The organism is Variovorax sp. GW821-FHT10C12 (assembly GCF_059415405.1).
On record NZ_JBWKNE010000001.1, the window covers coordinates 1,287,725 to 1,311,282 of the forward strand.

22 protein-coding genes are annotated in these 23,558 nt (G+C 66.9%); 18 read left to right on the forward strand and 4 right to left on the reverse strand.

The window, feature by feature from the left end; genetic code table 11:
• The first annotated feature begins 45 nt into the window (after window positions 1-45).
• The 8 genes from AC07OH_RS06145 (at window position 46) to AC07OH_RS06180 (ending at window position 11,607) form a co-directional block, all read left to right on the forward strand.
• The gene (locus tag AC07OH_RS06145; RefSeq protein WP_495299956.1) at window positions 46-393 is read left to right on the forward strand and encodes a DUF4148 domain-containing protein; all 348 of its coding nucleotides are present in this window, start codon (window positions 46-48) and stop codon (window positions 391-393) included.
• A 25-nt stretch (window positions 394-418) separates the two neighbouring features.
• Complete coding sequence (gene paoA, locus AC07OH_RS06150; protein ID WP_495299957.1) at window positions 419-1,063, forward strand: aldehyde dehydrogenase iron-sulfur subunit PaoA; 645 nt, start codon at window positions 419-421, stop codon at window positions 1,061-1,063.
• The gene (locus AC07OH_RS06155) at window positions 1,060-2,043 is read left to right on the forward strand and encodes an FAD binding domain-containing protein (protein WP_495299958.1); all 984 of its coding nucleotides are present in this window, start codon (window positions 1,060-1,062) and stop codon (window positions 2,041-2,043) included. The genes paoA and AC07OH_RS06155 overlap by 4 nt, the downstream gene beginning before the upstream one ends.
• 18 nt (window positions 2,044-2,061) lie before the next feature.
• Window positions 2,062-4,290, forward strand: a complete 2,229-nt coding sequence (locus AC07OH_RS06160; RefSeq protein ID WP_495299959.1) for a molybdopterin cofactor-binding domain-containing protein — start codon at window positions 2,062-2,064, stop codon at window positions 4,288-4,290.
• 458 nt (window positions 4,291-4,748) lie between these two features.
• Complete coding sequence (locus tag AC07OH_RS06165) at window positions 4,749-6,002, forward strand: hypothetical protein (RefSeq protein WP_495299960.1); 1,254 nt, start codon at window positions 4,749-4,751, stop codon at window positions 6,000-6,002.
• On the forward strand, window positions 5,999-7,975 hold the full coding sequence (locus tag AC07OH_RS06170) for a phospholipase D-like domain-containing protein (RefSeq protein ID WP_495299961.1): 1,977 nt from the start codon (window positions 5,999-6,001) through the stop codon (window positions 7,973-7,975). Before AC07OH_RS06165 ends, AC07OH_RS06170 begins: the two co-directional genes overlap by 4 nt.
• Window positions 7,965-11,369: a C-terminal helicase domain-containing protein gene (locus AC07OH_RS06175; RefSeq protein ID WP_495299962.1), complete on the forward strand. Its 3,405-nt coding sequence runs from the start codon at window positions 7,965-7,967 to the stop codon at window positions 11,367-11,369. Before AC07OH_RS06170 ends, AC07OH_RS06175 begins: the two co-directional genes overlap by 11 nt.
• A 31-nt stretch (window positions 11,370-11,400) precedes the next feature.
• Window positions 11,401-11,607: a hypothetical protein gene (locus tag AC07OH_RS06180; RefSeq protein ID WP_495299963.1), complete on the forward strand. Its 207-nt coding sequence runs from the start codon at window positions 11,401-11,403 to the stop codon at window positions 11,605-11,607.
• Between the two features lie 156 nt (window positions 11,608-11,763).
• On the opposite strand, the gene AC07OH_RS06185 is transcribed toward AC07OH_RS06180, so the two are convergent.
• Window positions 11,764-12,828 carry an asparaginase gene (locus tag AC07OH_RS06185; protein WP_495299964.1) on the reverse strand — a complete coding sequence of 355 codons (1,065 nt, stop codon included), beginning with the start codon at window positions 12,826-12,828 and terminating at the stop codon, window positions 11,764-11,766.
• A gap of 277 nt (window positions 12,829-13,105) precedes the next feature.
• Here AC07OH_RS06185 and wrbA point away from each other — a divergent pair, with 277 nt between their 5' ends.
• From wrbA to AC07OH_RS06205, 4 genes are read left to right on the forward strand one after another with little or no spacing between them, the layout of a single operon-like run.
• Window positions 13,106-13,705, forward strand: a complete 600-nt coding sequence (wrbA, locus tag AC07OH_RS06190) for an NAD(P)H:quinone oxidoreductase (RefSeq protein WP_495299965.1) — start codon at window positions 13,106-13,108, stop codon at window positions 13,703-13,705.
• Between the two features lie 26 nt (window positions 13,706-13,731).
• Window positions 13,732-14,196, forward strand: coding sequence for an ester cyclase (locus AC07OH_RS06195; protein ID WP_495299966.1), 465 nt, complete (start codon window positions 13,732-13,734; stop codon window positions 14,194-14,196).
• Window positions 14,193-14,963: an SDR family NAD(P)-dependent oxidoreductase gene (locus tag AC07OH_RS06200; RefSeq protein WP_495299967.1), complete on the forward strand. Its 771-nt coding sequence runs from the start codon at window positions 14,193-14,195 to the stop codon at window positions 14,961-14,963. The genes AC07OH_RS06195 and AC07OH_RS06200 overlap by 4 nt, the downstream gene beginning before the upstream one ends.
• A 25-nt stretch (window positions 14,964-14,988) precedes the next feature.
• A complete protein-coding gene (locus AC07OH_RS06205) occupies window positions 14,989-15,648 on the forward strand; it encodes a hypothetical protein (protein ID WP_495299968.1) in 660 nt (219 codons plus the stop codon).
• Window positions 15,649-15,663: 15 nt separating this feature from the next.
• Here AC07OH_RS06205 and AC07OH_RS06210 read toward each other — a convergent pair whose 3' ends face one another.
• Complete coding sequence (locus tag AC07OH_RS06210; protein ID WP_307636464.1) at window positions 15,664-16,572, reverse strand: LysR family transcriptional regulator; 909 nt, start codon at window positions 16,570-16,572, stop codon at window positions 15,664-15,666.
• Window positions 16,573-16,672: 100 nt separating this feature from the next.
• Between AC07OH_RS06210 and AC07OH_RS06215 the strand changes: the two genes are divergently transcribed.
• From AC07OH_RS06215 to AC07OH_RS06225, 3 genes are all read left to right on the forward strand, one after another.
• Window positions 16,673-17,530, forward strand: coding sequence for a pirin family protein (locus AC07OH_RS06215; RefSeq protein ID WP_495299969.1), 858 nt, complete (start codon window positions 16,673-16,675; stop codon window positions 17,528-17,530).
• A gap of 70 nt (window positions 17,531-17,600) precedes the next feature.
• Window positions 17,601-18,035: a DoxX family protein gene (locus AC07OH_RS06220; protein ID WP_495299970.1), complete on the forward strand. Its 435-nt coding sequence runs from the start codon at window positions 17,601-17,603 to the stop codon at window positions 18,033-18,035.
• Window positions 18,036-18,236: 201 nt separating this feature from the next.
• Complete coding sequence (locus tag AC07OH_RS06225) at window positions 18,237-18,365, forward strand: hypothetical protein (RefSeq protein ID WP_307636462.1); 129 nt, start codon at window positions 18,237-18,239, stop codon at window positions 18,363-18,365.
• Between the two features lie 150 nt (window positions 18,366-18,515).
• Here the strand turns inward: AC07OH_RS06225 and AC07OH_RS06230 are convergent, their stop codons facing one another.
• The gene (locus AC07OH_RS06230; protein WP_495299971.1) at window positions 18,516-19,469 is read right to left on the reverse strand and encodes a quinone oxidoreductase family protein; all 954 of its coding nucleotides are present in this window, start codon (window positions 19,467-19,469) and stop codon (window positions 18,516-18,518) included.
• Between the two features lie 327 nt (window positions 19,470-19,796).
• Between AC07OH_RS06230 and AC07OH_RS06235 the strand changes: the two genes are divergently transcribed.
• Window positions 19,797-21,032 (forward strand): iron-containing alcohol dehydrogenase, encoded by a 1,236-nt coding sequence (locus AC07OH_RS06235; RefSeq protein WP_495299972.1) that lies wholly within the window; start codon window positions 19,797-19,799, stop codon window positions 21,030-21,032.
• Between the two features lie 3 nt (window positions 21,033-21,035).
• Here AC07OH_RS06235 and gcvA read toward each other — a convergent pair whose 3' ends face one another.
• On the reverse strand, window positions 21,036-21,932 hold the full coding sequence (gcvA, locus tag AC07OH_RS06240) for a transcriptional regulator GcvA (protein ID WP_495299973.1): 897 nt from the start codon (window positions 21,930-21,932) through the stop codon (window positions 21,036-21,038).
• 104 nt (window positions 21,933-22,036) lie between these two features.
• Between gcvA and AC07OH_RS06245 the strand changes: the two genes are divergently transcribed.
• Together AC07OH_RS06245 and AC07OH_RS06250 are read left to right on the forward strand one after the other, a co-directional pair.
• Window positions 22,037-22,414, forward strand: coding sequence for a Zn-ribbon domain-containing OB-fold protein (locus AC07OH_RS06245; protein WP_495299974.1), 378 nt, complete (start codon window positions 22,037-22,039; stop codon window positions 22,412-22,414).
• A complete protein-coding gene (locus AC07OH_RS06250) occupies window positions 22,411-23,547 on the forward strand; it encodes a thiolase family protein (protein ID WP_495299975.1) in 1,137 nt (378 codons plus the stop codon). The genes AC07OH_RS06245 and AC07OH_RS06250 overlap by 4 nt, the downstream gene beginning before the upstream one ends.
• Window positions 23,548-23,558 lie beyond the last annotated feature (11 nt).

Here is a 23,558-nt window from a genome sequence, read left to right on the forward strand (position 1 = left end):
GGCCGTGCCGCAAGGCGCGATCCCCATCCCCAACAAGGAGTTCACATGCGAAAGACCCTCGGCCTCCTGGCCATCCTGACCCTGGCCGGCGCGGCCTCTGCCGAAACCTACGACGGCGTGCACCAGGGGGGCGGACTGCTCTCGCGCGACGACGTGGCGGCCCAGGCCGTGGCCGCGGCCCATGCCCCCGACCAGAACGTGACGCGCGGCTCGCGCGGGCCCGATCCCTTCACCTCGACCGTCTCGCGCGAGGCCATGCGCCAGGTGGCGGTGGCGACCGCGCATGCGCCCGACCAGAACGTGGTGAGCGGTTCGCGCGTCAACAGCACGATCGTCTCCACGATGCCGAACACGCGAACGGCCGCAGGCGCTGCTGTCGACCGCCAGCCCTGACGCTCACACGCCGAGCGAGCCCTCGATGACAACCGAAACCGGAGACGGTTGCACCCGTCGCACGGTGCTGGTGACCGGCGCAGCCGGCGTTGCAGCGGTCGCGCTGCCGTTGGCGGCGAGTGCCGAACCGGTGGCGCGAGCCGCTGCCGCGCCAGGGCCGACGACCGCCGCCAGCCTGCGCATCAACGGCACGCCGCATGCGCTGTCGATCGACCCGCGGGTCACGCTGCTCGACCTGCTGCGCGAGCAGCTGCAGCTCACGGGCTCCAAGAAGGGCTGCGACCACGGCCAGTGCGGCGCCTGCACGGTGCTGGTCAACGGGCGGCGCATCAACAGCTGCCTCACGCTCGCGGTGTTGCACGAGGGCGATGCGGTGACGACCATCGAGGGCCTAGGCGAGCCGAAGAAGCTACATCCGATGCAGGCCGCCTTCGTCAAGCACGACGGCTACCAGTGCGGCTACTGCACGCCGGGCCAGATCTGCTCGGCGGTCGGCATGCTCGGCGAGCTGCGCGGCGGCATGCCCAGCCATGTCACGCACGACCTGGCGGCGCCCGTGGCCTTCAGCGACGAGGAGGTGCGCGAGCGCATGAGCGGCAACATCTGCCGCTGCGCGGGCTACCCGAACATCGTCGCGGCCATCCGCGAAGTGGCGGGAGCCGCGACATGAGAGCCTTCACCTTCGAACGCGCCGCCACGCCGGCTGCCGCTGCGCTGGCGATGCAGCAGCACCCGGGCGCGCGCTTCATCGCGGGCGGCACGAACCTGCTGGACCTGATGAAGCTCGACATCGAGCAGCCCCCGCACCTGATCGACGTCAACCGCCTCGGGCTGGACCGCATCGAGGCGCTGCCGGGCGGCGGCCTGAAGATCGGCGCGCTGGTGCGCAACAGCGACCTCGCGGCCGACGCGCGCGTGCGGCAAGGCCATCCGCTGCTGTCGCGCGCGCTGCTGTCGGGCGCCAGCGCGCAGCTGCGCAACAAGGCGACCACCGCGGGCAACCTGCTGCAGCGCACGCGCTGCTTCTATTTCTACGACACGACCAAGCCCTGCAACAAGCGCACGCCGGGCAGCGGCTGCGCGGCCATGGAGGGCTTCAACCGCATCCACGCGATCTTCGGCGCCAGCACGCAATGCATCGCGGTGCACTCGTCGGACATGGCGGTGGCGCTGCGTGCGCTCGACGCGCAGGTGGAGACGGTGTCCGCCAGTGGCACCACGCGACGCATTCCCATCGCCGAGCTGCATCGCCTGCCGGGCGACACGCCCGAGATCGAGACCGTGCTCGCGCCCGACGAGCTGATCACCGCCGTGACCTTGCCACCGCCGCTGCGCGGCACGCAGCTCTACCGCAAGGTGCGCGACCGTGCGTCGTATGCCTTCGCGCTGGTTTCCGTCGCGGCCGTGGTGGTGCGCGAGGGCGGCACGGTGACCGCCGCGCGCCTGGCCTTCGGCGGACTGGCCGCGAAGCCCTGGCGCAACGAAGAGGCCGAGCGCCGGCTCGTCGGCACCGACGGCGGTGCGCAGGCGCGCGAGGCCGTGGCCGACCTGCTGTTGGCCGAGGCGCGCGGCCACGGGCACAACGATTTCAAGATCCCGCTGCTGCGGCGCACCCTGCACGCCACGCTGGCGCAGGCGATCGACACCTGAACACAGGAGGGCGACGACATGCAATTCACCGAAGCCGCCGGGCCCAGCGCCCTGGACCGCGAGCGCGTGCTGGGCCGCCCGCTCGACCGCATCGACGGGCCGCTGAAGGTCAGCGGCCGTGCCCGCTACAGCTACGAATACGGCAACGAGGTGCCCGATGCCGCCTATGGCTGGATCGTGCTGGCGGGCATCGCCAAGGGCCGCATCACGCGCATCGACACCGCCGAGGCGCAGCGCGCGCCAGGCGTGCTGCTGGTCTACACCTACGCCAACGTGCCGCGCATGGCGCCGAAAGGGCGCGCCAATGTGGTGTCGCAGCTGTCGGGCCCCGAGGTGCAGCAGCACGGCCAAGCGGTGGCCTTCGTGGTGGCGCAGAGCTTCGAGCAGGCCCGCGCGGCCTCGTTTCTGATCCGCATCGACTACGAGCGCGGCGCGGGCCGCTTCGACCTCGCGGCCGCGCAGGCCGGCGCCCCCAAGCCCGGCGACGACCCCAGCGCCGGCAGCGAGAGCGCGGCCGACACGGCGGTGGGCGACTTCCAGGGCGCCTACGACGCCGCACCCGTCACGATCGACCAGACCTACACCACGCCCGACCAGCACCCCGCGATGCTGGAGCCGCAGGCCACCACCGCGCGCTGGGACGGCGACCGGCTCACGCTCTACACCTCGCACCAGATGCCCAACTGGGCCGCGAGCGACGTGGCCGCCATGCTGGACGTGCCGGCGGCCCAGGTGCGCGTGGTCTCGGCCTTCGTCGGCGGCGGCTTCGGCTCCAAGCTGCGCACGCATGCCGATGCGGTGCTTTCGGCCTTTGCCGCGCGCGAGCTGCGCCGGCCGGTGAAGACGGCGCTGGCGCGCGAGCAGCTGCTCAACCACACGACGCGGCGTGCCGCGACCATCCAGCGCGTGCGTCTGGGCGCCACGCCCGACGGCCGGCTCACGGCCATCGGCCACGAGACCTGGACCAGCAACCTGCCGGGCCGCAGCTACTACGAGGGCGCCTCGCGCCAGACGCGCCTGCTGTACGCTGCCCCGAACCGCATGACGGCGCACCGCGTGGCTGCGCTCGACCTGCCCGAGGCCGCCGCCATGCGCGCGCCGGCGACCGCCAGCGGGCAGATGGCCTTCGAGGTGGCGCTCGACGAGCTGGCTGAAAAGCTGCGCATCGACCCGGTGCAGCTGCGCATCCTCAACGACAGCCCGCACGATCCCGAGCGCGGGCCGTCGCGCCCGTACTCGGGGCGCAAGCTGATCGAGTGCCTGCGCGAGGGCGCGCGGCGTTTCGGGTGGGCCCAGAGAAGCCCTGAGCCGGGGAGGGTGCGCGACGGCCGCTGGCTGGTCGGCATGGGCGTGGCCAGCGCCATCCACCACCACTCGGTGCGCCCGTCGAACGCCAGGCTGAGCCTCGATGCGCAGGGCCGGCTCTTGATCGAAACCTCGATGACCGACATCGGCACCGGCACCTACACCGTGCTGGCGCAGATCGCGGCCGAGATGACCGGCATCCCGATGGACCGCATCGGCGTGCGGCTGGGCGACACCGCGCTGCCGGCCGGTACGGGCTCGATCGCCTCGATCGGTGCCTCGAGCGCGGGCGCCTCGGTCTTCGACGGCTGCCAGCAGCTGTGCCGCCTGCTCGCGCAGCGCGCCGGCTTCGATGCGCAGACGGCGCGCTTCGAGCGCGGCCGCATCGCCCTGGGGCGCCGCTCGCACGCGCTCGGCGAGCTGGCGGGCGCGGAAGGCCTCAGCGTGCTCGGCAACGTCGAGCCCGGCGACCTGCACCGCCGCTATGCGCAGGCCGCGTTCGGCGCCCACTTCTGCGAGGTGGGGGTGGACATCGACACTGGCGAGACGCGCGTGCGCCGCATGCTCGGCGTGTTCGCGGCGGGCCGCATCCTCAACATGAAGACCGCACGCAGCCAGGCCATCGGCGGCATGGTGTTCGGCGTGGGCGCGGCGCTGCACGAGGAGGCCGTGGTCGATGCGCGCCACGGCTACTTCGTGAACCACGACATGGCCGAGTACCTGGTGCCGGTGCATGCCGACATCCCCGACATCGACGCCGTGTACCTGCAGGACAGCGACGACCTCGCGAGCCCGATCAAGTCGAAGGGCATCGGCGAGCTGGGCACCTGCGGCTCGGCCGCGGCGGTGGCGAACGCCATCTTCAACGCCACCGGCGTGCGCGTGCGGAACTACCCGATCACGCTCGACAAGCTGCTGACGGGGCTGCCGATGCGTGCTTGAATGGCTGCGTTGCCAGCGCTTCCACTTGGAGACAAAAGGTGTAGCGCGGACGGCACGAGTCGCGACGGTGTACAAGGCAGATCGGCTCAGCGACCACGCACCACTGACGATGGACTACGAGCTATGCCTGTAGTCTTGGCACTCGCACCAGATACCCAACCCGCTGCGCCGAAGCGCCTCAACCAGCCGACGGCGCAGGGGCTCCCAATACTTGAAGTAGATGCGCTGCAGCGCCCGATACGCGTGGGGGTTGGCGGTGTCCTGCGTGCCGTGCGAGCGTGGCTTCCAGTCCCGGTCTGATCTGGCCATGCGAATCTCATTGGTAGAGGCGGAGTGCTGGGAAGGGTGTGACGGGTCGTGTCGCGGGGATGGACCGACCTTGCTCTCGCATACCCGGATTGGGTGCGGCCTGAAACGCAAGGTAACATTTGGGCCAAGACAGAAGGGAAGTTGGACGGATGTACCTGAGCGAGTATGTGATGGTGGACACGAAAGGGGGCTTCCTCGATCCACTCGGTTTCATGCGGCCGGCAAGTGCGTTCCAGGCCAGCCTGTTCCGGCAGTTCACCGTGCTGTCAAACCACCCGGCCTACCACGGCGTCTTGTGTTCCGTTTGGAAGTACCTGCACGACAAGGGCAGTTCGCCTGCACAGCCCGGTTTCTCGCGCAAATTTCGCGAGATCGAGATCTTCTGGGGGCTGCTCAACGCGCTGAAGGGCGTCGCCGTCCTGAACGTACGCAAGTACAAGAGGCTGACCGAGGACGGCGAGTTCAGCTTGCGCAAAGTGCGGGGGCAGCACAGCCTGTATGCCCGGCTGGCCTATGGGACGCTGGGCCACTACACCCAACCCAGCATTGCGTGGGGCTTCCTGCAACCCGGGGGAAAGGCGATGTCGGAGAACGGGTTCAAGCTCGCGCGTGCGATGGAAGACCGTTGCGATCTTGGATTCCAGCATTGGTTGGGCCGCTGGTCGCAAGGCGACACGTTCGATGCACAAGGGTGCGAACAGCTAGCCGAGTCGCTGCATCTCCTGGCCGCCGCGACGCCTGCCGAACATACGGTCTGGCAGGCGCAGATCGATGAATGGGTCGAACGCAACCCGCGCGGCCGTCCGATCTGGGAGGACCCGGTACCCCTGTCCGAGCTGGAGGAGGCGCAAGCTTCGGCCGAGGCTTACACCGCGCAGTACGTCAAGCTGACCGATCGCTATCCAACCTTGACCTCGGACATCATTGCGATGGCCGAGTTCGAGCGGCTGTCAGGTGCCGTGCAATTCGTCTTCGACCGCAAGCTGCTCAAGCTCCAGTTCACCTCAGGCACCGCGCGCGGCGAGCCGGCAGTACTGGAAGAGCTGCCTCGGGCGATGGTCAAGCTGGCCGCGCGAGCGGCTGAGCGCGGCAGCTCGTTCGAGCCTGCCAAGCTGTTTTCCACGCTCGCAGAATCGGAGCCGACGCTGGAAGCGATCGAAACAGCGATCTGCGACCATCACGCACGCCACCAGAAGCGAAAGGGTGTCAGTGCGTTCCTCGATGAATCCGGCTTGCTGGTAGAGGACACCGTCGACCAGCCCGAGTTCGCGGAAGTTCTCGAGTTGCTGCAGGCCGCCGACACTGTCGATGCCGCCATGGACAAGCTGCAGTTCCGGTCGCGGCGCGACTGGCATTTCCGCCGATGCCGGGTGTATTCGGATTGGGCGAGGGCCAGTGCATGAGCAAGGCACCTGCCCACCAATCGCTGCGCGATTCGTTCGCGGAGGCGATGGACGATTCACAAGGTACGCTGGAGCACGTGCTGGCGCTCACCTACGAGTTCCAGGACCAGCAACTGCTGAACCTGCTGGCGGGCAGGCCGCTGGACGACAACTACGAGCCGCGCAAAAGCGACCTGCAGCGGATTTCGGCCATTGCGCCGGTGGTGATCTACGACTCGCGCAAGACTGGCGAAATGGGGCAGGTTCCGCATTTCATGGAACTGTTGCCAGTGCGTATGCCCGCTTTCAGCTGTCACCACCCGAAGGCTTACCTTGTCGTGCGCGAAAAGGCGATCCACCTGATTCTGGGCTCGATGAACCTCACGCGCTCGGGCATGTTCTCGAACAGGGAGGTGTTCCAGCACTTCAGGTGGCGGCAAAAGGAAACCGCGAACCTGCCTTTGCTGGCCGAATTCGCTGACCTGATCGAGCAGGGCTACCAGGTGCAGGCTTCGACTTCGCTGGCCGGCGTTGTCAAGTCGGTCCGCCGGTGCATCGAGCGGTGGAGCGACGAGCACGCGAAGTCTTCGTGTTTTCTCGTGGCGTCAGGCTATGGGGAAAGCAGCGGGCTTGAAAAGCTGGCGCGACTTTGGGAGAAGAACTTTCCTGGTGCTGAAGTTGAACGCGTGTTCGCGGTCAGTCCTTTCTTCGACACAGGCGAGGCAAATTTCGCGACGGACCTGCGCAAGGCATTCCACGATTTTTCCGAACTACGGATCGTGACCGATGCCGCTCAAGCCAAGGGCTTGGCCAAGCATCATTTCGGCGGTGCCACGGCCTGCACCCTGAACTTCATCGCCGAAGAGCTTGGCGACCAGGAGCGGCTGCGCATCCAGCAGGCCAACGACGGGGCTTCGGTGGACAACATGATCCTGCGGCGCAACCTCCACGCGAAGATCCTTGTGCTGCAGGGCCAGGGTCATGCGCTGGTCTACATGGGTAGCGCAAATTTCACCCGCCGCGCCTGGGATGGCACGAACCGGGAATTGGGCATCGCCTGGGTGCAGGACGAAGACCCCAAGCGTTTCGTGAAGCGGCTGGCCGAAGCTTTCGGAGCGGACGAGACCAACCAGTATTCCGGACTTTGCGATGTCGCCGAAAAGGTGAAGGACGAGGAGGGCTACGAAGATTGGCTCGCCTACCCGGACTTCATCGAACGAATCGAACTGGTCGCGCTGTCGGAGGACGAGGTGCGGTTCGTGGTGGTGGGCGAAGGCCTTGAACGCTTGGCCGATTACGACATCAGCTGGGGCAAGGAGACACTGGCTTTCACGCAGGACCGCAGCGCGCCGCTGCTGGCCCGTACCGTGTTTGCCCGCTTGGTTGGCGGTCGCAACCTGCGATTCGCGTCAAGGACCGTGGTGGACGCGGTGTACTACCTCCCGTTTCGCCACTCGGCCGAACTTTTCGAACAGCGCGAATGCCTGCTGAATGAAACCGCGGCGGACTGGATCGCCTTCCAGATTGGCCGTCAGCCGAAAAACTCGGCGATGACGCCGGGTGAGCTGCTGCCAGACGAAGAAGGCGATGGCGACGATCAGGGCGGCGACGGGCGCATCGGCGAGGACCGGGCCGGCAACGCCTCGATCCGCATGCAGAGCTACCTGCACCTTTTCGGACAACTGGAGGCCGAGTACCGCAAGCGCGCGGATGCCGTGCTGAAGGAGCCGCTCGAGACCCGCGCCGAGCGCTGGGAAGGAATGATCGGCCGTCCGCTGGCCACGCTGGTCAAGGTGCTGCAACGCGAACGGCAGACCGGTGCGTCGACAGACGTACAGCACCTCTTCAAGCTGGGTGAACTTTCCTTGATGTTGAGGACCTTGCCGGCGCCAGCTGGCACACAGGCCATTGCCGATTTGGCCTCACCCATGCCGTTCAGCTCGTCGCTGCTGAAAACCTACATCGATCATTGCCTGTCGTCCCATGTCCGTTGAATCTTTCGATCGCATCGTCAAGGCCCATGCCGCCCGGCCGGAACTGGCGGCGGACTGGAAGCGCCAGCGCGCCACAGCCCGGGAGTTCTGCCGCCGGTTCGCGCAAAACAGCGACACCCAGATGCTGGGCGACCAGGTGGGCATGGGCAAGACCTACGTTGCCATGGCGGTGGTCGCGCAAGCCGTCCTGGGTGAAGGAGGCAAGGCGCTGCTGGTAACGCCGCCGAGCGCGGTGCTGCGCGCCAAGTGGGAGCAGGAGATTCGCGGGTTCGCCGGCGCGTACCTGCATGGGGATGCCGGACTGCTGCGACCGTTGGTGGTCAGCGACCACTGGAGCCTCATCGCGAACCTGCACGACCATTCGGACAAGTCGGTTCCCAAGGTGGGCGGTAAGACTCTGCCTTCCCTCCTGTACTCGCTGTGGGAATGGGCCTGCAAGAAGGGGTGGGTCAAGAACAGCCAGAACTGGTGGCCTCAGCTGAACGGTTTCGATCCGGAGTCCGGTGACGCCCTGGGTTTCTATGCCAGATACTGCATCCCGGCCTGGGAAGCCTTTCTTGAGAAGGAAAACGCGGAGCGCAACAATTTCCTGCGGCGGATGCTGGAGCCCAAAGGCAGGCTGTGGACCCACGACGCAGCGTCCATCCAGCAAGTGAAGGCCTTGTTCAGGGATTTCGCCGCACAGCAGGAAAGCTTCGAGCCGAACGTCTTCATCCTGGGCATGAACGCGCTGCGCAGGCCCAAGAGCAACAGCGTTGAAACCCAACGCTTCGCCGGATTCGTGTTGTCGGAACTGTTGCGAAACAAGCATCAACAGACGTGCGAAAAAATGATCGAGGTGCTTCAGGGCAAAGGGCTGGTGATCTCGCCGAAGCTCAGAGCTTCGCAGTTTGGGGAGATGCGGCAGTCCAACCTCTACAACTTGAGCAAGTGCGTGGAGTCGGCGCTCGAGAACGATGAGACGCTGCAAGAGCGTTGGTATTCGCTAGAGCGGAACGCGCACAAGTTGGCTCAGAACAAGATCGCCGCTTTTTTCTCCGACGTGCTGGATGCGGTGGTCCTGCGCAAGCTGCATGAATCGAAGATCAAGCTCGCGGTCGTCGACGAAGTGCACAACTGGAAGGGCGGCGCGAACGGCAGCAGCCAGTTCAGGGCGAGTTTCGCCAAGGCGGTGCCGCACAAGCTGCTGATGACGGCAACCCCCTTGCAGTTGGGCCCGGAAGAAATGGCGCGCATCCTCGGCTACGCCGTGACGCCGGGCGGTTCCACTTCGGAGGTGTTGAGCCTCGTCGCCGGCGATGACGGGCTGGTGTCGAAGTGCCTGGCCGCCAACGACAGGTTCCTGCAGGCTCTCGAGGCGCTGGCCCCGGTGGAGGTGGCGCAGCTGGCCGCCATGGACCAACAGCCGATCGACGACCTCCGTTCGTGGATGGAAAGCGCCGCGCAAGCGCACGACCTGCCGCCCGCCCTGGCAGTCTTCTACCGCCGTGCCTGCGAGTACAAGTCCGCCGTCGATGCCCTGCTTGCTCAGCAAGGCCGGATCATGATCCGGCACACCAAGGACCAGGGTCACCGCAGTTTCCATGCGGGCAGCGAGTTCAGCGTGGGCCAGGAGCGGCTGCGCAATTCGCTGTACGCCATCGGCGGCATGTGGGACGAACGGCACGAGCTGGTGAATTACATGGCGATGCGCCTCGACCAGCGGCTGCGCGAAGCGGCGCAGGGTGACAAGGAAGACGAAAGCAGTCGCGCCCACCTGGTGCGAGGCCTGACGTCCAGCTATTCCGCCTATGCAGTCAGCAGCAAGAAAACGCGCCGGGCCGGCGCTGCCTGGCCAGGGCCGGTCCTGGACTACATGAAGCTTTTCGACGCGGCCATCAGCCAGTCCGAGCACCCCAAGGTAGCCGCGACGGTGGGCCATGCGGTCGCGAACTATCGCGCCGGCAAGAAGACGCTGGTTTTTTGCGAGCGGGTCAGCACGGTCGCGGAAATCAAGGACGCCATCGAGAAGGAGATCGCCTTCGCCGGTTCATCGCCTGCGGCCACGGAAGCGCGCAACCTTCTGCTGGACCACAGACACCTGTTCGTCGACGTGCAATTGCACCGCAGTTGGTGCGCAAGCCGGTCGGTCGCGGGGGCATGGGACCAGCCCCGCCTGTTCGATTCCGCCAGAGCGTTCGCCGAAAGGTGCCTATGCCGCGAGCAGGCGATTCCGACCTCCCGGCGTGTGCTTCGACTCCTTGACCTCTGGTTCCTGCGGCACGAGTTCCGAAATGGCACGGCCGTGGGGCCGGCCGTCGAAAGCTTGGCGGGGATCGCCGATGACCTCGAGCAGGCGGACGTGAAGGGCGGTCCACAGGCCGCGGAGGTACTCGTCTCCAAAGGGGGCGAGGCGGCGTTCGACGTGGTGGCGTTCGACGTCGCCGTCCAGGAGGTGCACCGCGCCGTCGCGGGGTGCAGCACCAACCTCTGGGCGGATGGCGCCTCGGCCGATTTCGACCGCGCTTTCTGGGCGCTGCTCGACAACGAAGCGTTGTTGCTCGCCAAGGGCGACGCGGATGCCCATGCCGAACACCGGGTCACGTTCTACCGGCTGGTGCTGGACCTGGAAACTGGCTTGCGGCGCGTCGCGCTGCGCCCCGATTTCGTGGGGCGCTTTGCCGAGGGCGAACGCGATGGGCTCCTGGATGCATTGCATGGCGCCGTGCGTGAGCGCGGCGGTACCGAAAGCGTGCTGCAACGGATCGAGCGATTTCTTCGCGCACTGACCCAGGCCAACGGCACGATCAACGATCTGGACAAGACGAACACGGCGCGGCGAAGTCTCTGGCGGGCCGTCGAGCTGAAGGACGACACCACGGTGCAGGTGCTGGATGGCGACGTCGCGGCCGACAAGCGGGTGCGGCTGTGCGCTGCGTTCAACTCGCCGCTCGCGCCCGACATCCTGGTGTGCACGGGCATCGGGTCGGAAGGCATCGACTTGCACCGCGAGTGCGGGGAGATCATTCACCACGACCTGCCCTGGAATCCGGCCAAGCTCGAGCAGCGGATCGGCCGCATCGATCGCGTGGGGCGGCTCGGAGAAGGATCGAACGGCCTCGTGCGCGTCGGCATTCCATTCCTGGCCCAAAGCTACGAGCAGTTCCAGTACGAACGGGTGTTGAGCCGCGCCAGGTTGTTCGAAGTGTTGCTTGGCAAGCCGGACTTCGATATGGATGTGGATGAGGAGGTCTACGACCCACAGGAAAGCGGCGTGGTCAAGGACCCGGACGCCGACGATCCGCTGTCCGATGAGGCCTTGCCTGTTCTTCCGGAAGTGCTTGCCGACTGGTTGCGGGTCGACTTGTCATTGGCGGCATTCGAGGCGCGGCGAAGCTTGGTCACAACCGGCTAACCCGGCATCGCTACCCCATACCCCTTGTCAGATGCGGCAGTCCTTTTCGATCGCGCCCTCGAGTTACCGCCGCTACTGCGCGCACTTGCTGCAGGGCGGCATGCGCATGCACGAGATCCGCCCGAATGCGGGTCGGGCGCTGTTCCTCGGCAGCATCGGTGCGGGTGCGCATGTGCGGGGAGAGGCGAGCGCCTTTTTCAACGAGCTGATGCTTCACGCGGCGTACCAGGTGCGCTGAAGCCGGGCAGCGACGATGCGCTGGAATGGTGGCGCATCGACAGCGACCCGCCCGCCAGGGTGACGGACGACGAGTCCGGCGCGGACCTGCCGACCCGCGTCAGGCTCTACCTGCAGTCGCTGGTGATCCCCGAGTCGATGCTGTAGCGGGCCCGGTCTACCGGTCGAACGCGGCCTGCAGGTCTGCCTTGCTCGTGACACCGCGCTGCAGCTGCAGCATCAACAGCAGGCGCGCCTTCTGCGGGCTCAGGTCGCCGGCCATCACCGCGCCGGCTTCGTCGCTGGTCTTGCCGCCGCCCACGAAGCCGTAGACCGGCCGCGTGCGGCCGTTGTGCACACGCGTGGAGACGACCACCGGCACGCCCTTGGACAGCGCGTACTTGAGCGCCTCGAACATCGAGACGTTCATGTTGCCCATGCCCACGGCCTGCACCACGATGCCCTTGGCGCCCTGGTCGACGGCGTAGCGCATGAGCGAGCCGTCGGCACCGCCGAACATGGCCACGATTTCCACGCGCGGCATCTCGGCGCTGCCGATGTCGATGTGCTGGCGGCGCAGCGGCGCGCGCGTGAAGATGACCTTGTCGTCCCACACCTCGCCCAGGAAGCCGAAGTCGCCCGAATTGAAGGTCTCGACGTTGGCGGTGTGCGTCTTGGTCACGTTGCGCGCCGCGTTGATCTGGTTGTTCATCGCCAGCATCACGCCCTTGCCGCGCGCCTCGGGCGTGGTGGCGATGCGGATGGCGTTGAGCAGGTTGCGCGGGCCGTCGAAGTCGGGCGACGAGGCGTTGCGCTGTGCGCCGATGAGGATCACCGGCTTGTCGGACTTGACGGTCAGGTCCAGCCAGTAGGCCGTTTCTTCCATGGTGTCGGTACCGTGCGCGATGACGACGCCGGCCACCTCGGGGCGTGCGAGCGCATCGTCGACGGCCTTGGTCAGGCGCGTCCACCATTTCGCCTCGATGTAGTTGGACGACATGGCCGAGAAGTTGTTGACCTCGATGGTGGCGTACTTGCCGGCATCGGGCACCGTCTGCATCAGGTCGTCGCCCGAGATCGCGGGCACCACGCCCTTGGTGACGGGGTCGATCTTCATCGCGATGGTGCCGCCCGTGGCGATGAACTGCACGACGGGCCTCGTCTGTGCCTGCGCGTGTGCCGAGGTGGCCACCGCCGCCAGGCCGATCGTCGCGAGAGCCAGTGTCCTCTTCAGTGTCTTCATGGGTGTCCTTGTGTGGTGGTGAAGATAAGCGAGCCGTTGCGCCCGCCGGCCACCCGGCCATCGGGCCGGCGCGGTGACGGGCGAGGGGAAACAGTACCAGCAAGCCCGCCGCGACGGGCGAGGCGCGAAGAAGACCATCCGTTTTTTCGATGGATTCCATCGAATCAAACAGGCTTCCGCGAGAGATGCCTGGCTCCTACGCTAGCGCCATGTCATCGAAGTTGAGTCTTCGTTCTTCGCCCGCCGGCGTTCGGCGATTCCTTTCCAGGAGATACCCATGAGCAAAGTTCTTGTCCTGTACTACTCGTCCTACGGCCACATCGAAACGATGGCCCGGGCCATCGCCGAAGGCGCCCGCAGTGCCGGTGCCGAGGTCGACATCAAGCGCGTGCCCGAGACCGTGCCGCTGGAAGTCGCGAAGGGCGCGCACTTCAAGCTCGACCAGTCGGCGCCGGTCGCTGCCGTGGCCGACCTCGAAAAGTACGACGCGATCATCGTCGGCACCGGCACGCGCTTCGGCCGCATGTCGTCGCAGATGGCGGCGTTCCTGGACCAGGCCGGCGGCCTGTGGGCGCGCGGCGCGCTCAACGGCAAGGTGGGGGCGGCCTTCAGCTCGTCCGCCACGCAGCACGGCGGCCAGGAGACCACGCTGTTCTCGATCATCACCAACCTGCTGCACTTCGGCATGACCATCGTGGGCCTGCCGTACAGCCACAAGGGCCAGATGAGCGTGGACGAGATCGTCGGCGGCGCGCCCTACGGCGCCACGACCGTGGCCGGCGGCGACGGATCGCGCCAGCCGACCGAGATCGACCTGGCCGGCGCACGCCACCAGGGCGAGCTGGTGGCCAAGACCGCGGCCAAGCTCTTCGGCTGAGCGCCGGACCGCCAAGGAGAACCACCATGAACCCGCAGAACACCGCAGGCGAAGCGGCCAAGGCCGTCGTGCGCCGCAACACCGAAGAGGTCCAGGGCGGCGGCAACTACGCGCTCTTCGACGAGCTCTTTGCCGACAGCTTTCTCGACCACACGCCGCAGCCCAACTGCACGCCGGACAAGGCGGGCGCCCTGGGCCTGTACAAGACGCTGCGCGCCGCATTCCCCGACTTCCATGCCGACATCCACTGGCAGCGCGTGGACGGCGACGTGGTGACCACCTTCAAGACCTACCACGGCACGCACCAGGGCGAGGTGTTCGGCATCGCACCCACGGGCCGCAAGATCCACTTCGAGACCGTCGACGCGATGCGCGTGCAGGATGGCCAGATCACCGAGCACTGGGGCGTGGCGAATCTCTTTTCGCTGCTGCAGCAGCTCGGCGCCTGGCCGCCGGCCGCCGCGAGCGCCCGTCAGGGAGCACGGCAATGACCGACATCCTCAAGGACAAGGTCGTCGTCGTCACCGGCGCCGCCAGCGGCATCGGGCGCGCGATCGCCATCGGCGCCGCGCAGCACGGCGCCAGGGCGGTGATCGTCTCGGACATCACCGAAACATCGAACGAAGGCGGCCGCACCACGACCTCGGAGATCGAGGCGCTGGGCGTGGCCGTGCGCTTTCACCGCACGGACGTGAGCCAGCGCGCGCAGGTCGATGCGCTGGTCGAAGCGGCGGCGGAATTCGGCGGCGTCGACGTGATGGTCGCCAACGCCGGCATCACGCTGCGTTCGGACGGCCCCGACGTGGCAGAAGACGACTACCGGCGCCTGATGAGCGTCAACCTCGACGGCGTGCTGTTCAGTGCCCAGGCGGCTGCACGCCAGATGAAGGCGAACGACAAGGCCGGCAGCATCGTGCTGATGGCCAGCGTGGGCGGGATCGCGGGCGCCGGCATGACCGTGGCCTATTCCACCAGCAAGGGCGGCGTGGTGCTCATGGCCAAGGCCCTGGCGGATGCGCTGGGGCCCGACGGCATCCGCGTCAACGCGGTCGCGCCCGGCGTCATCGACACCCATTTGGTGCGCACGAACCCGGGCATCGCAGCCGCGTCCGAGGGCTTTCGCCAGCGCACGCCATTACGCCGGCTCGGCAAGCCCTCCGAGATCGCGGATGCGGTCGCGTGGCTCGGCTCTGACATGGCCAGCTATGTGAGCGGCATCGCGCTGCTCGTGGACGGCGGCTTGCTGTCGGTGATCTGAACCGCGTCTGGACAGGAGAAACACCATGTACGCCGAGCCCGTGAACCCGAAGAACCAGCGCCTGGACACCGCGGACGCCTTGACGCTGATGCACGTGCCGCCGAAGTTCGACGTCACCGAGTGGCCGCGCCAGGTCGAGGCTTTTCTGCAGGCGACCGAGAAGCCGCTGCACCGGGCCATCCTGAAGAACTACCTGCGGCATCTGCTGCTGGAGGTGGCGGGCTACTGGGACCGGATCATCGTGCCCGAGCTCACGGTCGACGAGCCCGAGTACCGCGTGGGCGACCGGGGGACGGTGCACGTCCTGTCGGGCAGGGCGGCGGTGGAGGGCTTCTACCGGCAGACCTTCGAGACCCGGCAGAACGTCATGGGTGCCCGGACGATGAACATGGGGGTGGAAGACTACGGCGTGACCACCGAGGCCGTCTGGACGCACGTGGTGCCCGGCGCCTGCCTGAAGGACCACCCGGTCGATGCCGACCCGCAGGCCTGGTACCTCATGAACCACCACCTGTTCCAGATCTTCACGTACACGCGCGACGCGCAGCCCAAGCTGATCTCGGAGCGCATCTACGACGATCCGCAGAGCTACAGCTACGAGAAGCTCGCGCCCGCGGATGTCGTGACGCCGGAGATGGCGCGCGCGCAGCTGGCGCCGTTTCTTGCGCGGGCGACGCTGGCATAGCGCCGCCTTGCTTCATCACGCGCGGGCGGGCGCATCGGCCTGCTTGAGCTGCTCGAGGAACCAGCGCCCAGCCGGCCCCGGCGGCGCATCCTTGCGGTAGGCCGCGAACATCGCGATCGGCGGTGTGCGCGGCTGGAAGTTCTCGATCTGGATCTGCACCAGCGCACCCGTGTCCAGGTCGTGCCGCACCATCGCTTGCGGCATGTGCCCCCAGCCGAACCCCGCACGCAGGAAGGCGTGCTTGGCGCCCAGGTCCGCCAGGCGCCAGGTCGAGGGCGAGAAGACGCCATAGCTCTTGCCGTCCGACAGGCTCGTGCGGTCCGTGAGGACCAGCTGCACGTGCTCTTCCAGCTCGCGCATCCGGATCAGCCCCTTGCGGCGCGCCAGCGGATGCGCGCTGCCCGTCACCGTGACCATCGGCACGTCGAGCAGCTTCTCGGCTTCCACGGCATCGGGAACGACAGGCATCGACCCGATGATGCCCAGGCGGCACGTGCCCTGCAGCACGGGCTGGATGACGGCGCCCAGCGCCTCCACATAGAGACGAAGCGGCGTGTGGGGAAAGGCCGCGCGGAACAGGCCGACGGCCACCGTCAGCGACTCCATCGGGTACATCACGTCCACAGCGACCGACAGCTCGGGCTCCAGCCCTTCGGCCATGGTGCGCGCCTTGGCCTTGAAGCCGTTCATGCTGCTCACGACCACGCGGGCTTCCGCGAGGAGGGCGGTGCCCTGCTCGGTGAGCTGCGGGTAGCGCGCCGAGCGGTCGAACAGCTGCACGTCGATCTGCGCTTCGAGATTGGCCAGCGTCTGGCTGACCACCGACTGCGCCCGTCGCAGCTTGCGGCCCGCCGCCGAGAAGCTGCCTTCGTCCGCCGCGGCAATGAAGGTGCGCAGCTGGTCCATGGATAAGCCGTCGAGCATCTATCGTTCCTTTGGATGGATCACATCGAAAGATATAGGCTTCTCAGGGGGATGTCCAGCTCCTAACCTTCAGGCCATCTCATCACCTGAAGGAAATTTCATGGAGCACGCCCTCAGCGAATCCCCGCCGGCCCTGTCTGTTCAGACGCGCCGCATCGTGGCCCGCACCCGGGGCCGGGCGCACGGACCGGTCACGCGCGTCGTCAGTCCCTCGGACATCGGCGAGCTGATCAAGCCGTTCGTCTTTCTCGACTACTTCGATTTCAAGCCGACCGGCAACGCGCTGTTCCCGATGCACCCGCATTCGGGCATTGCGACGATCACCTTGCTGCTCTCGGGCGACCTGCGCTACGAGGACACGACCGGCGCCTCGGGCACGCTGTCAGCGGGCAGCGTCGAATGGATGCGGGCCGGCAACGGCGTGTGGCACGACGCGAGCCCGAGTGGCTTCGAGCGCTTCCAGGGCTACCAGGTGTGGGTGGCGTTGCCGCGCAGCCTGGAGAACCGCATGGCGCACAGCCAGTACCTGCCCGCCGAGGCCGTGCCGCAGGTCGGCCCCGCCCGCATCGTGCTGGGGCGCCATGCCGGCGCGCACAGCCGCGTGGCCGCGCCGGAAGGCATGAACCTGCTGCACGTGCGGCTGGCTGCGGGCGAACGCTGGCGCTACCAGCCGCCCGCGGGGCACGAAGTGGCCTGGACCCACGTGCACCGCGGCGAGCTGCGCGTGGCTGGCAAGCAGCTGCAAGGCGAGCTCGCGGTGTTCGATGAATCGAACAGCGCCATCGATTTCACTGCCGAAGGCGACACCGACTTCATCGTCGGGTCGGCCGTGAAGCACCCGCACGACCTCGTGCTGGGCTACTACTCCGTTCACACCTCGCCCGAGGCGCTGCAACAAGGCGAGGCGGAAATCGCCCGGCTCGGGCGGCAGCTTCGTGCGGACGGACGCATCCGTTGACTCGCCGTTCGGCTTTCAGTTTCTTCAACCCCCGTGCTTTCAATCCACTCACTTACTTAGGAAATTCATCATGACCACGACCACCACTCCCACCACCCAAACCACCGTCCTGCCGTTCGTCGGACGCATCCTGCTGGCGGCGATCTTCATCGTCAGCGCCCTGGGAAAGATCGCCGCGCCCGAGGCGACCCAGGGCTACATCGCGTCGGTGGGCCTGCCCGCGCCGCTGCTGGGCTACCTGGCGGCCATTGCCATCGAACTGGGCGGCGGCCTGTTGCTGCTGGCGGGCTACCGCACCCGAGTCGTCGCGCTCGGGCTCGCCGTGTTCTCGATTGCCTCCGCGCTCATCTTTCACCACGCGCTGGGCGACCAGAACCAGCTGTTCCACTTCCTGAAGAACCTCGCGATGGCCGGTGGCCTGGTTCAGGTCGTGGCCTTCGGTGCCGGGGCCTTCAGCATCGACAACCGCAAGCAGGTGCTGCGTCATTCGCTGGCCACCCGCTGAGCTGACGTGAACACAAGGCCCGCCCCAGCGATGGGGCGGGCTTTTTTTCGTGGGTACGGGGAAGGCGAACCCCGGCAGATGGCGTTGGAGTTCGGTCGCTATCCATCGTTCGAATCGATGGCTCGGATCGAGAAATTCAGGCTTCTGCGCGAGGCGAAATCTCCCTAACCTGTCACTTGAATCACCCACCAGGAGATCGAAATGAAGCTCTGGAATTTCATCGACAAGCACCACGAAGACCTCGGCGTTGCGCTCTTCATTCTTCCTTGTCTGTTGACGGCGTTCGCGACGGCCGGGATCGTTTTCGGCATCGGCCTGCTGTTCCGCTAGGACCTCGCGGTATCGGCGTTGGGGCGTCGGGTGGAGGAGGGCGGTCGATGCTTCCGCCTTTCGTGCCCGCCGGCTTCAAGGACGCAAAAAAGCCCGCCAGTGCTGCTGGCGGGCTTTTCCTTCATATGGAAGCGCCGAAGGCGCGTCGGGTCACGGCACCAGGATGGCCGACCCCGAGCGATTGCGGGCTGCGATGTCTGCGTGCGCAGTGGCCGCAGCCGACAGCGGATAGCGCGTGACCTCGATCTGGCCGAAGACGCCTGCACGCAGCGCATCGAACACCGCGCGTGTCGCCTGGGCGCGCGCATCGCCTTGCAGATGCTGTGCCATCGGGCCGCCGAGCACCTTCACACCCCGGGCCGCGAGCGAGGGCGCTTCGATCTCGGGAGCACCGGAGGCGGCGCCGATGTTGACGATCGTCCCGCCGTCGCGAACGCTCGCTTGCGAGGCCGCGAAGGTGGCTTTTCCGACGAACTCGTAGACGACGTCGACACCCTGCGGTGCGATCGCGCGGATCTGCGCCGCGAGGTCGGCGTCGCTGGAGACCAGCGCGTGGTGCACGTCAGCGCGCAGGGCATCGCGCTTGCCGGCGCCCGCGGTGCCGATGACCGTAGCGCCCCGTGCCTTGGCCCACCGTGCAAGCAGCAAGCCGACGCTGCTGGACGCGCCCTGCACCAGGATCGTTTCGCCGGCCTGCAGGCGGTGGAACCCGTTCAGCGCGGTCCAAGCCGTCAGTCCCTTGGTCAGCACGGTGGCCGCCTGTTCGGTCGAGATGTCGTCGGGCAGCTTCACCAGCGCCTCGGCGTCGATCAGCCGGTCGGACGCGTAGCTGCCCGGCGCCAGGAAGTACGCCACGCGATCGCCCGCGGCGAAGGTCTCGACGCCGGGACCGACAGCTTCGACCACGCCGGCACCCTCGACGCCCGGCACCGACGGCAAGGCCACCGGGTAGATGCCCTGGCGAAAGATCGTGTCGATGAAATTGACGCCGATGGCGTCGTGGCGCAGGCGCACTTGGCCGGGACCCGGCGCGCCGACGCTGCGGTCTTCCACCTGCAGGACTTCGGGGCCGCCATAGGCGTGGAAACGGATGACTGTGCTCATGAGGGGCTCTCTTCTGGACGTAGGGGGTTGGGATGGTTGTCAGCAGGGCGCCCACGTCGGCGATCTGCGTGTCCGAAGAGTAGGGGCGCTCCATCCATCGGAACAGCCTGTTTTTCCAGATAGGTTCTATCGAGATGAAAGATGGATCGCCAACGCGGGGCGCGCCATTCGCCCGACGTTCAGGAGAGCCGCACATGCAGAAACTGCACGGCGGACTGGACGGCAATCCTTAGGCGAACTCAATGATCAAGCGATGGAATATGCATTGTGGACCGGCATGACCGTCTCTAACCTTGGGCGACATCCTCCACCGCCCAAAGCTTCGACATGTCCTTTGACGAACCGGCCATTCACGACTTTCACGCCCGAACCTATCCGCTGAGAATTTACTCGGGGACGGATGCGCTGATTGAACTCCCCCGGGAACTCCAGCGCGCCGGCGCCTCCCGTGCGCTGATCCTGTGCGGGCGCAGCGTCCGTGAGCGCACCGGGCTCACGCAAGTGATCGAAACCTTGGCGGGTGGCCGCATCGTCGGCATCTTCTCGGGCATCTCCGAAGGCGCGCCTGCGGAGTGCCTCGAGGAGGCTGCTGCGAAGGCGCGCGAGGTGCAGGCCGATGCGCTCATTGCTGTCGGTGCAGGCAGCGTGATCAAGGGCGTGCGCATCGTTGCCATGTTGCTCGGGGAGAACCGTTCCCTGCTGGAAATGGCAACGGTCCATCGCGATGACGAGCCGCCGGTGAGTCAGCGCCTGGCTGCGCCGAAGATGCCCATCTTCAATGTGCTGACCTCGCCAACCTCGGCGCAGAACCGTGGCGGTTCGGCAGCGCGCTATCGTGGATCGGCGCATCACCTGGAATTTTTCGATCCGAAGACCCGACCACGCGCGGTGTTCTGGGACACGAGGGCGCTGGCCACTGCGCCGGCGGCGCTCGCGCGCTCCACGAGCTTCGAGATCTACTGGTGGGCCTTGATGTGCATGGGGGCCGTGCGCACAGCCAACCCGCTGGTCCAGGCCAGTCGACGTCACGCGTGGGAGCTGGCACGACACGCTTATCCGAAGCTGGGCGAAGCGGACGATGCGGCTGCCCGGATCGACCTGTGCGCTGCTGCGTTGCTGCAAAACCGCGACGAGGAAGATGGCGGGCGGCCCTGGTCGTGCCAGCTTCTGGCGCGCGCGGCTTACGCATCCGCCGTCGGCGTCTTCAACCACTACGAAGGGGTGACGCAATCGCGCGGCTATGCGGCCTTTGCACCGGCCATGATCCGTGAACTGGGCGCGGCGGTGCCCGAGGTGCTACACGCGATGGGCGAGGCACTGGGCATGGAACTGCCATCGAACGGCAACGGCACCGAGGCGGCCGAGCAGGTCGCGGCCCAAGTGGCTCGCAACTTCCAGGCGCAAGGGTGGCGGACTGACTTGCACGATTGTGGAATCCCCGCCGCCGATGCGCCCCGGCTGCTCACGCTCGCACTGCGCAACTTCAACGCCAATCACGACCGGCTGCTGGATCGCCATCGCGAGGCGATGCTCGCCGCCATCACCAGGACGATCGCGCCCTAGCGCTCAGGTGGTGCTGTTTCGCACCTCCTGCCGGATCCATTGAAGAAAGGATCCGAAGGCCGGTGTTGCCGCACGCGCCGTGGACCACACGAGGTAGTAGCCGTTGTCGCTGCGCGCGACCAGGTCGAAGGGGGCGACGAGTGTGCCGACCTTGAGCAACTCCACAGCGTAGGCGCGCTGGACGATGGCGACACCCAGCCCATCGACAGCCCCCTGGATCGCCAGCGAGGAGTTCTCGAACGACAAGCGGCGCTTGGGCTTGAGCTTCGTCAACCCGGCGTGGTCGAGCCAGCGTTGCCAGTCGTCCATGCGACGCACGGAATGCAGGAGCGTCGCCTTCGACAGGTCGGCGGGTGTCGCGAGCGGGCATGTGTCACGCAGGAACGCGGGGCTGCAGACGGGTTGGAAGGCGTCGTCGAACAACCTCAGACCGTCAAGGCCTGGAGGTACATCGGTTCCCATGAACGAGGCCATGTCCACGTCCTCGGCTTCAAAGCGGATTTCGCGAAAGCTCGTCATGAGCTGGATGTCCAGCTCGGGATGCGCCCCGTGGAAACGGGACAGGCGGGGCACCAGCCACTTCTCTGCGAGCGTGGGCAGCAGGCACAGCTTGAGCGTGTCGTGACGCGGCCCGCGAGCGATGGCGTTCAGCGTCAGTTCGATCGTCTGAAATGCCTGCGTGAGCGCGGGCCGCAGCACCTGGCCCGCGTCCGTCAGTTCGACCGAGCGGCCCTTGCGCCGCAGCAGCGGAACGCCCACGACTTCCTCGAGCAGCTTGACTTGCTGACTCACCGCGCCGGGCGTAACGCACAACTCCGCTGCCGCATTCGAGACGCTTTGATGGCGCGCGGTGGCTTCAAAGGCTCGCAGGCCGAGAAGGGGCAGGCGGCTACGGTTCATTTGATTTAGTACTTCTAAAAGGTGCGAAGGAAAAAACTGCCTTGTTTGAGGATGGGCAGCTACATAAACTGAAATCTAGCCAATCTAAAACGACGAGGCAAGACATGGAAATCACCAAGTACCCTGAACCTCACTTCCGCAATGATGCGGACGGCGTGACGCTGCTGGGGGCGCGCTATCGCGACACCGGCGAGTTGCGCTTCCCACCACCCGAGTTTCTCCAGGCCGGAGAGGCCGCGGAGCCGGTCTCCATGGGCGCCAGCGGGCGTCTGTACACCTTCACCACGGTTCACCCCGCCAAGGCGGCCGCGTATGCGCTGGGCATGGTCGACTTTGCCAACGGCCTGCGGGTGTTTGGGCGCCTGGCCTGGCCCGAGGGCCGCGAGCCCGCCATCGGTGACCTGGTGCATGCCGTCGCGTTCGAACTCGCGGATGGCACGCCGGATTACGCCTTTGCGCCGCTGAAGGGAGCCGCAGCATGAACGAGCCGTTGATCACCGGTGTCGGCATCTCCGACTTCGGCCGCTTTGCGCATCTCAACGAAGAGGCGCTCGCGCAGGCCGCCATCCTGTCCGCGTTGAAGGACGCGGGTGTGGGCATGCGCGATGTGCAGGCCTTTTACTGCGGCAACGCCCTCGGCGGCCACCTGCCCGGGCAGCGCGCGCTGCGCGAGCTGGGCACCGGCGGCGAAGCCGTCTACAACATCGACAACGCCTGCTCGAGCGGGGCCACCGCGTTTCACCTGGCGCTGCAGGCGCTGCGTGCCGGACAGTACGAGACGGTGCTGGTCTTCGGCATGGACCACCTGAGCGGTCTCGGCGGCGGCGCGCTGCCCATGAACGAGCGCGACTGGAACAACCGGCGCGGCATGATCATGCCCGCGCTCTACGCGATGCGCGCGAAGCGCTACATGCACGAGCGCGGCGTTCCGGCCGAGGTGTTGGCCGATGTGGCGGTGAAGAACCGGCGCCACGGCATGCTCAACCCCATCGCGACCTTCTGCCGCCCCGTGACGCGCGAAGAGGTGCTGGCTTCACGCATCGTGGCCGATCCGCTGACGCTGCTGCAGTGCTGCCCGGGCGTGGTGGACGGCGCTGCCGCACTGGTGCTCAGCACACGGCCTTCCCGGGGCACGGCGAAGCCGGTGCGTGTGCTGGCCTCGGTGGTGCAGTCGGGCCTGTTCGAGATCCACCAGGTGGACATGACCGAGGCGGAAATCACGCGGCGCGCGGCGCGGCTGGCGTACGAGCAGGCTGGTGTCGGCGCTGGCGATCTCAGCCTGATTGAGCTGCACGATGCCTTCACCATTTCCGAGCTGCTGTACTACGAGGCACTCGGCCTGTGTGAGCCCGGGGAAGGGCCAGAACTGCTGGCCAGCGGCGCCACGACGCTCGGCGGGCGCATTCCCGTGAACGCGAGCGGCGGTTTGCTGGCCAAGGGGCATCCGCCGGGCGCCACGGGTGTCGCGCAGATCGTCGAACTGTGCGAGCAGCTGCAGCAGCGCGCCGGCAAGCGGCAGGTGCAGGGCGCTCGCCTCGGGCTGAGCCAGGTGACGGGGGGCGGCATCTGGGGTGTGGACCATGCCGCGTGTTCCATTCACATCCTCGCCGCCTGAAGAAGGAGCCC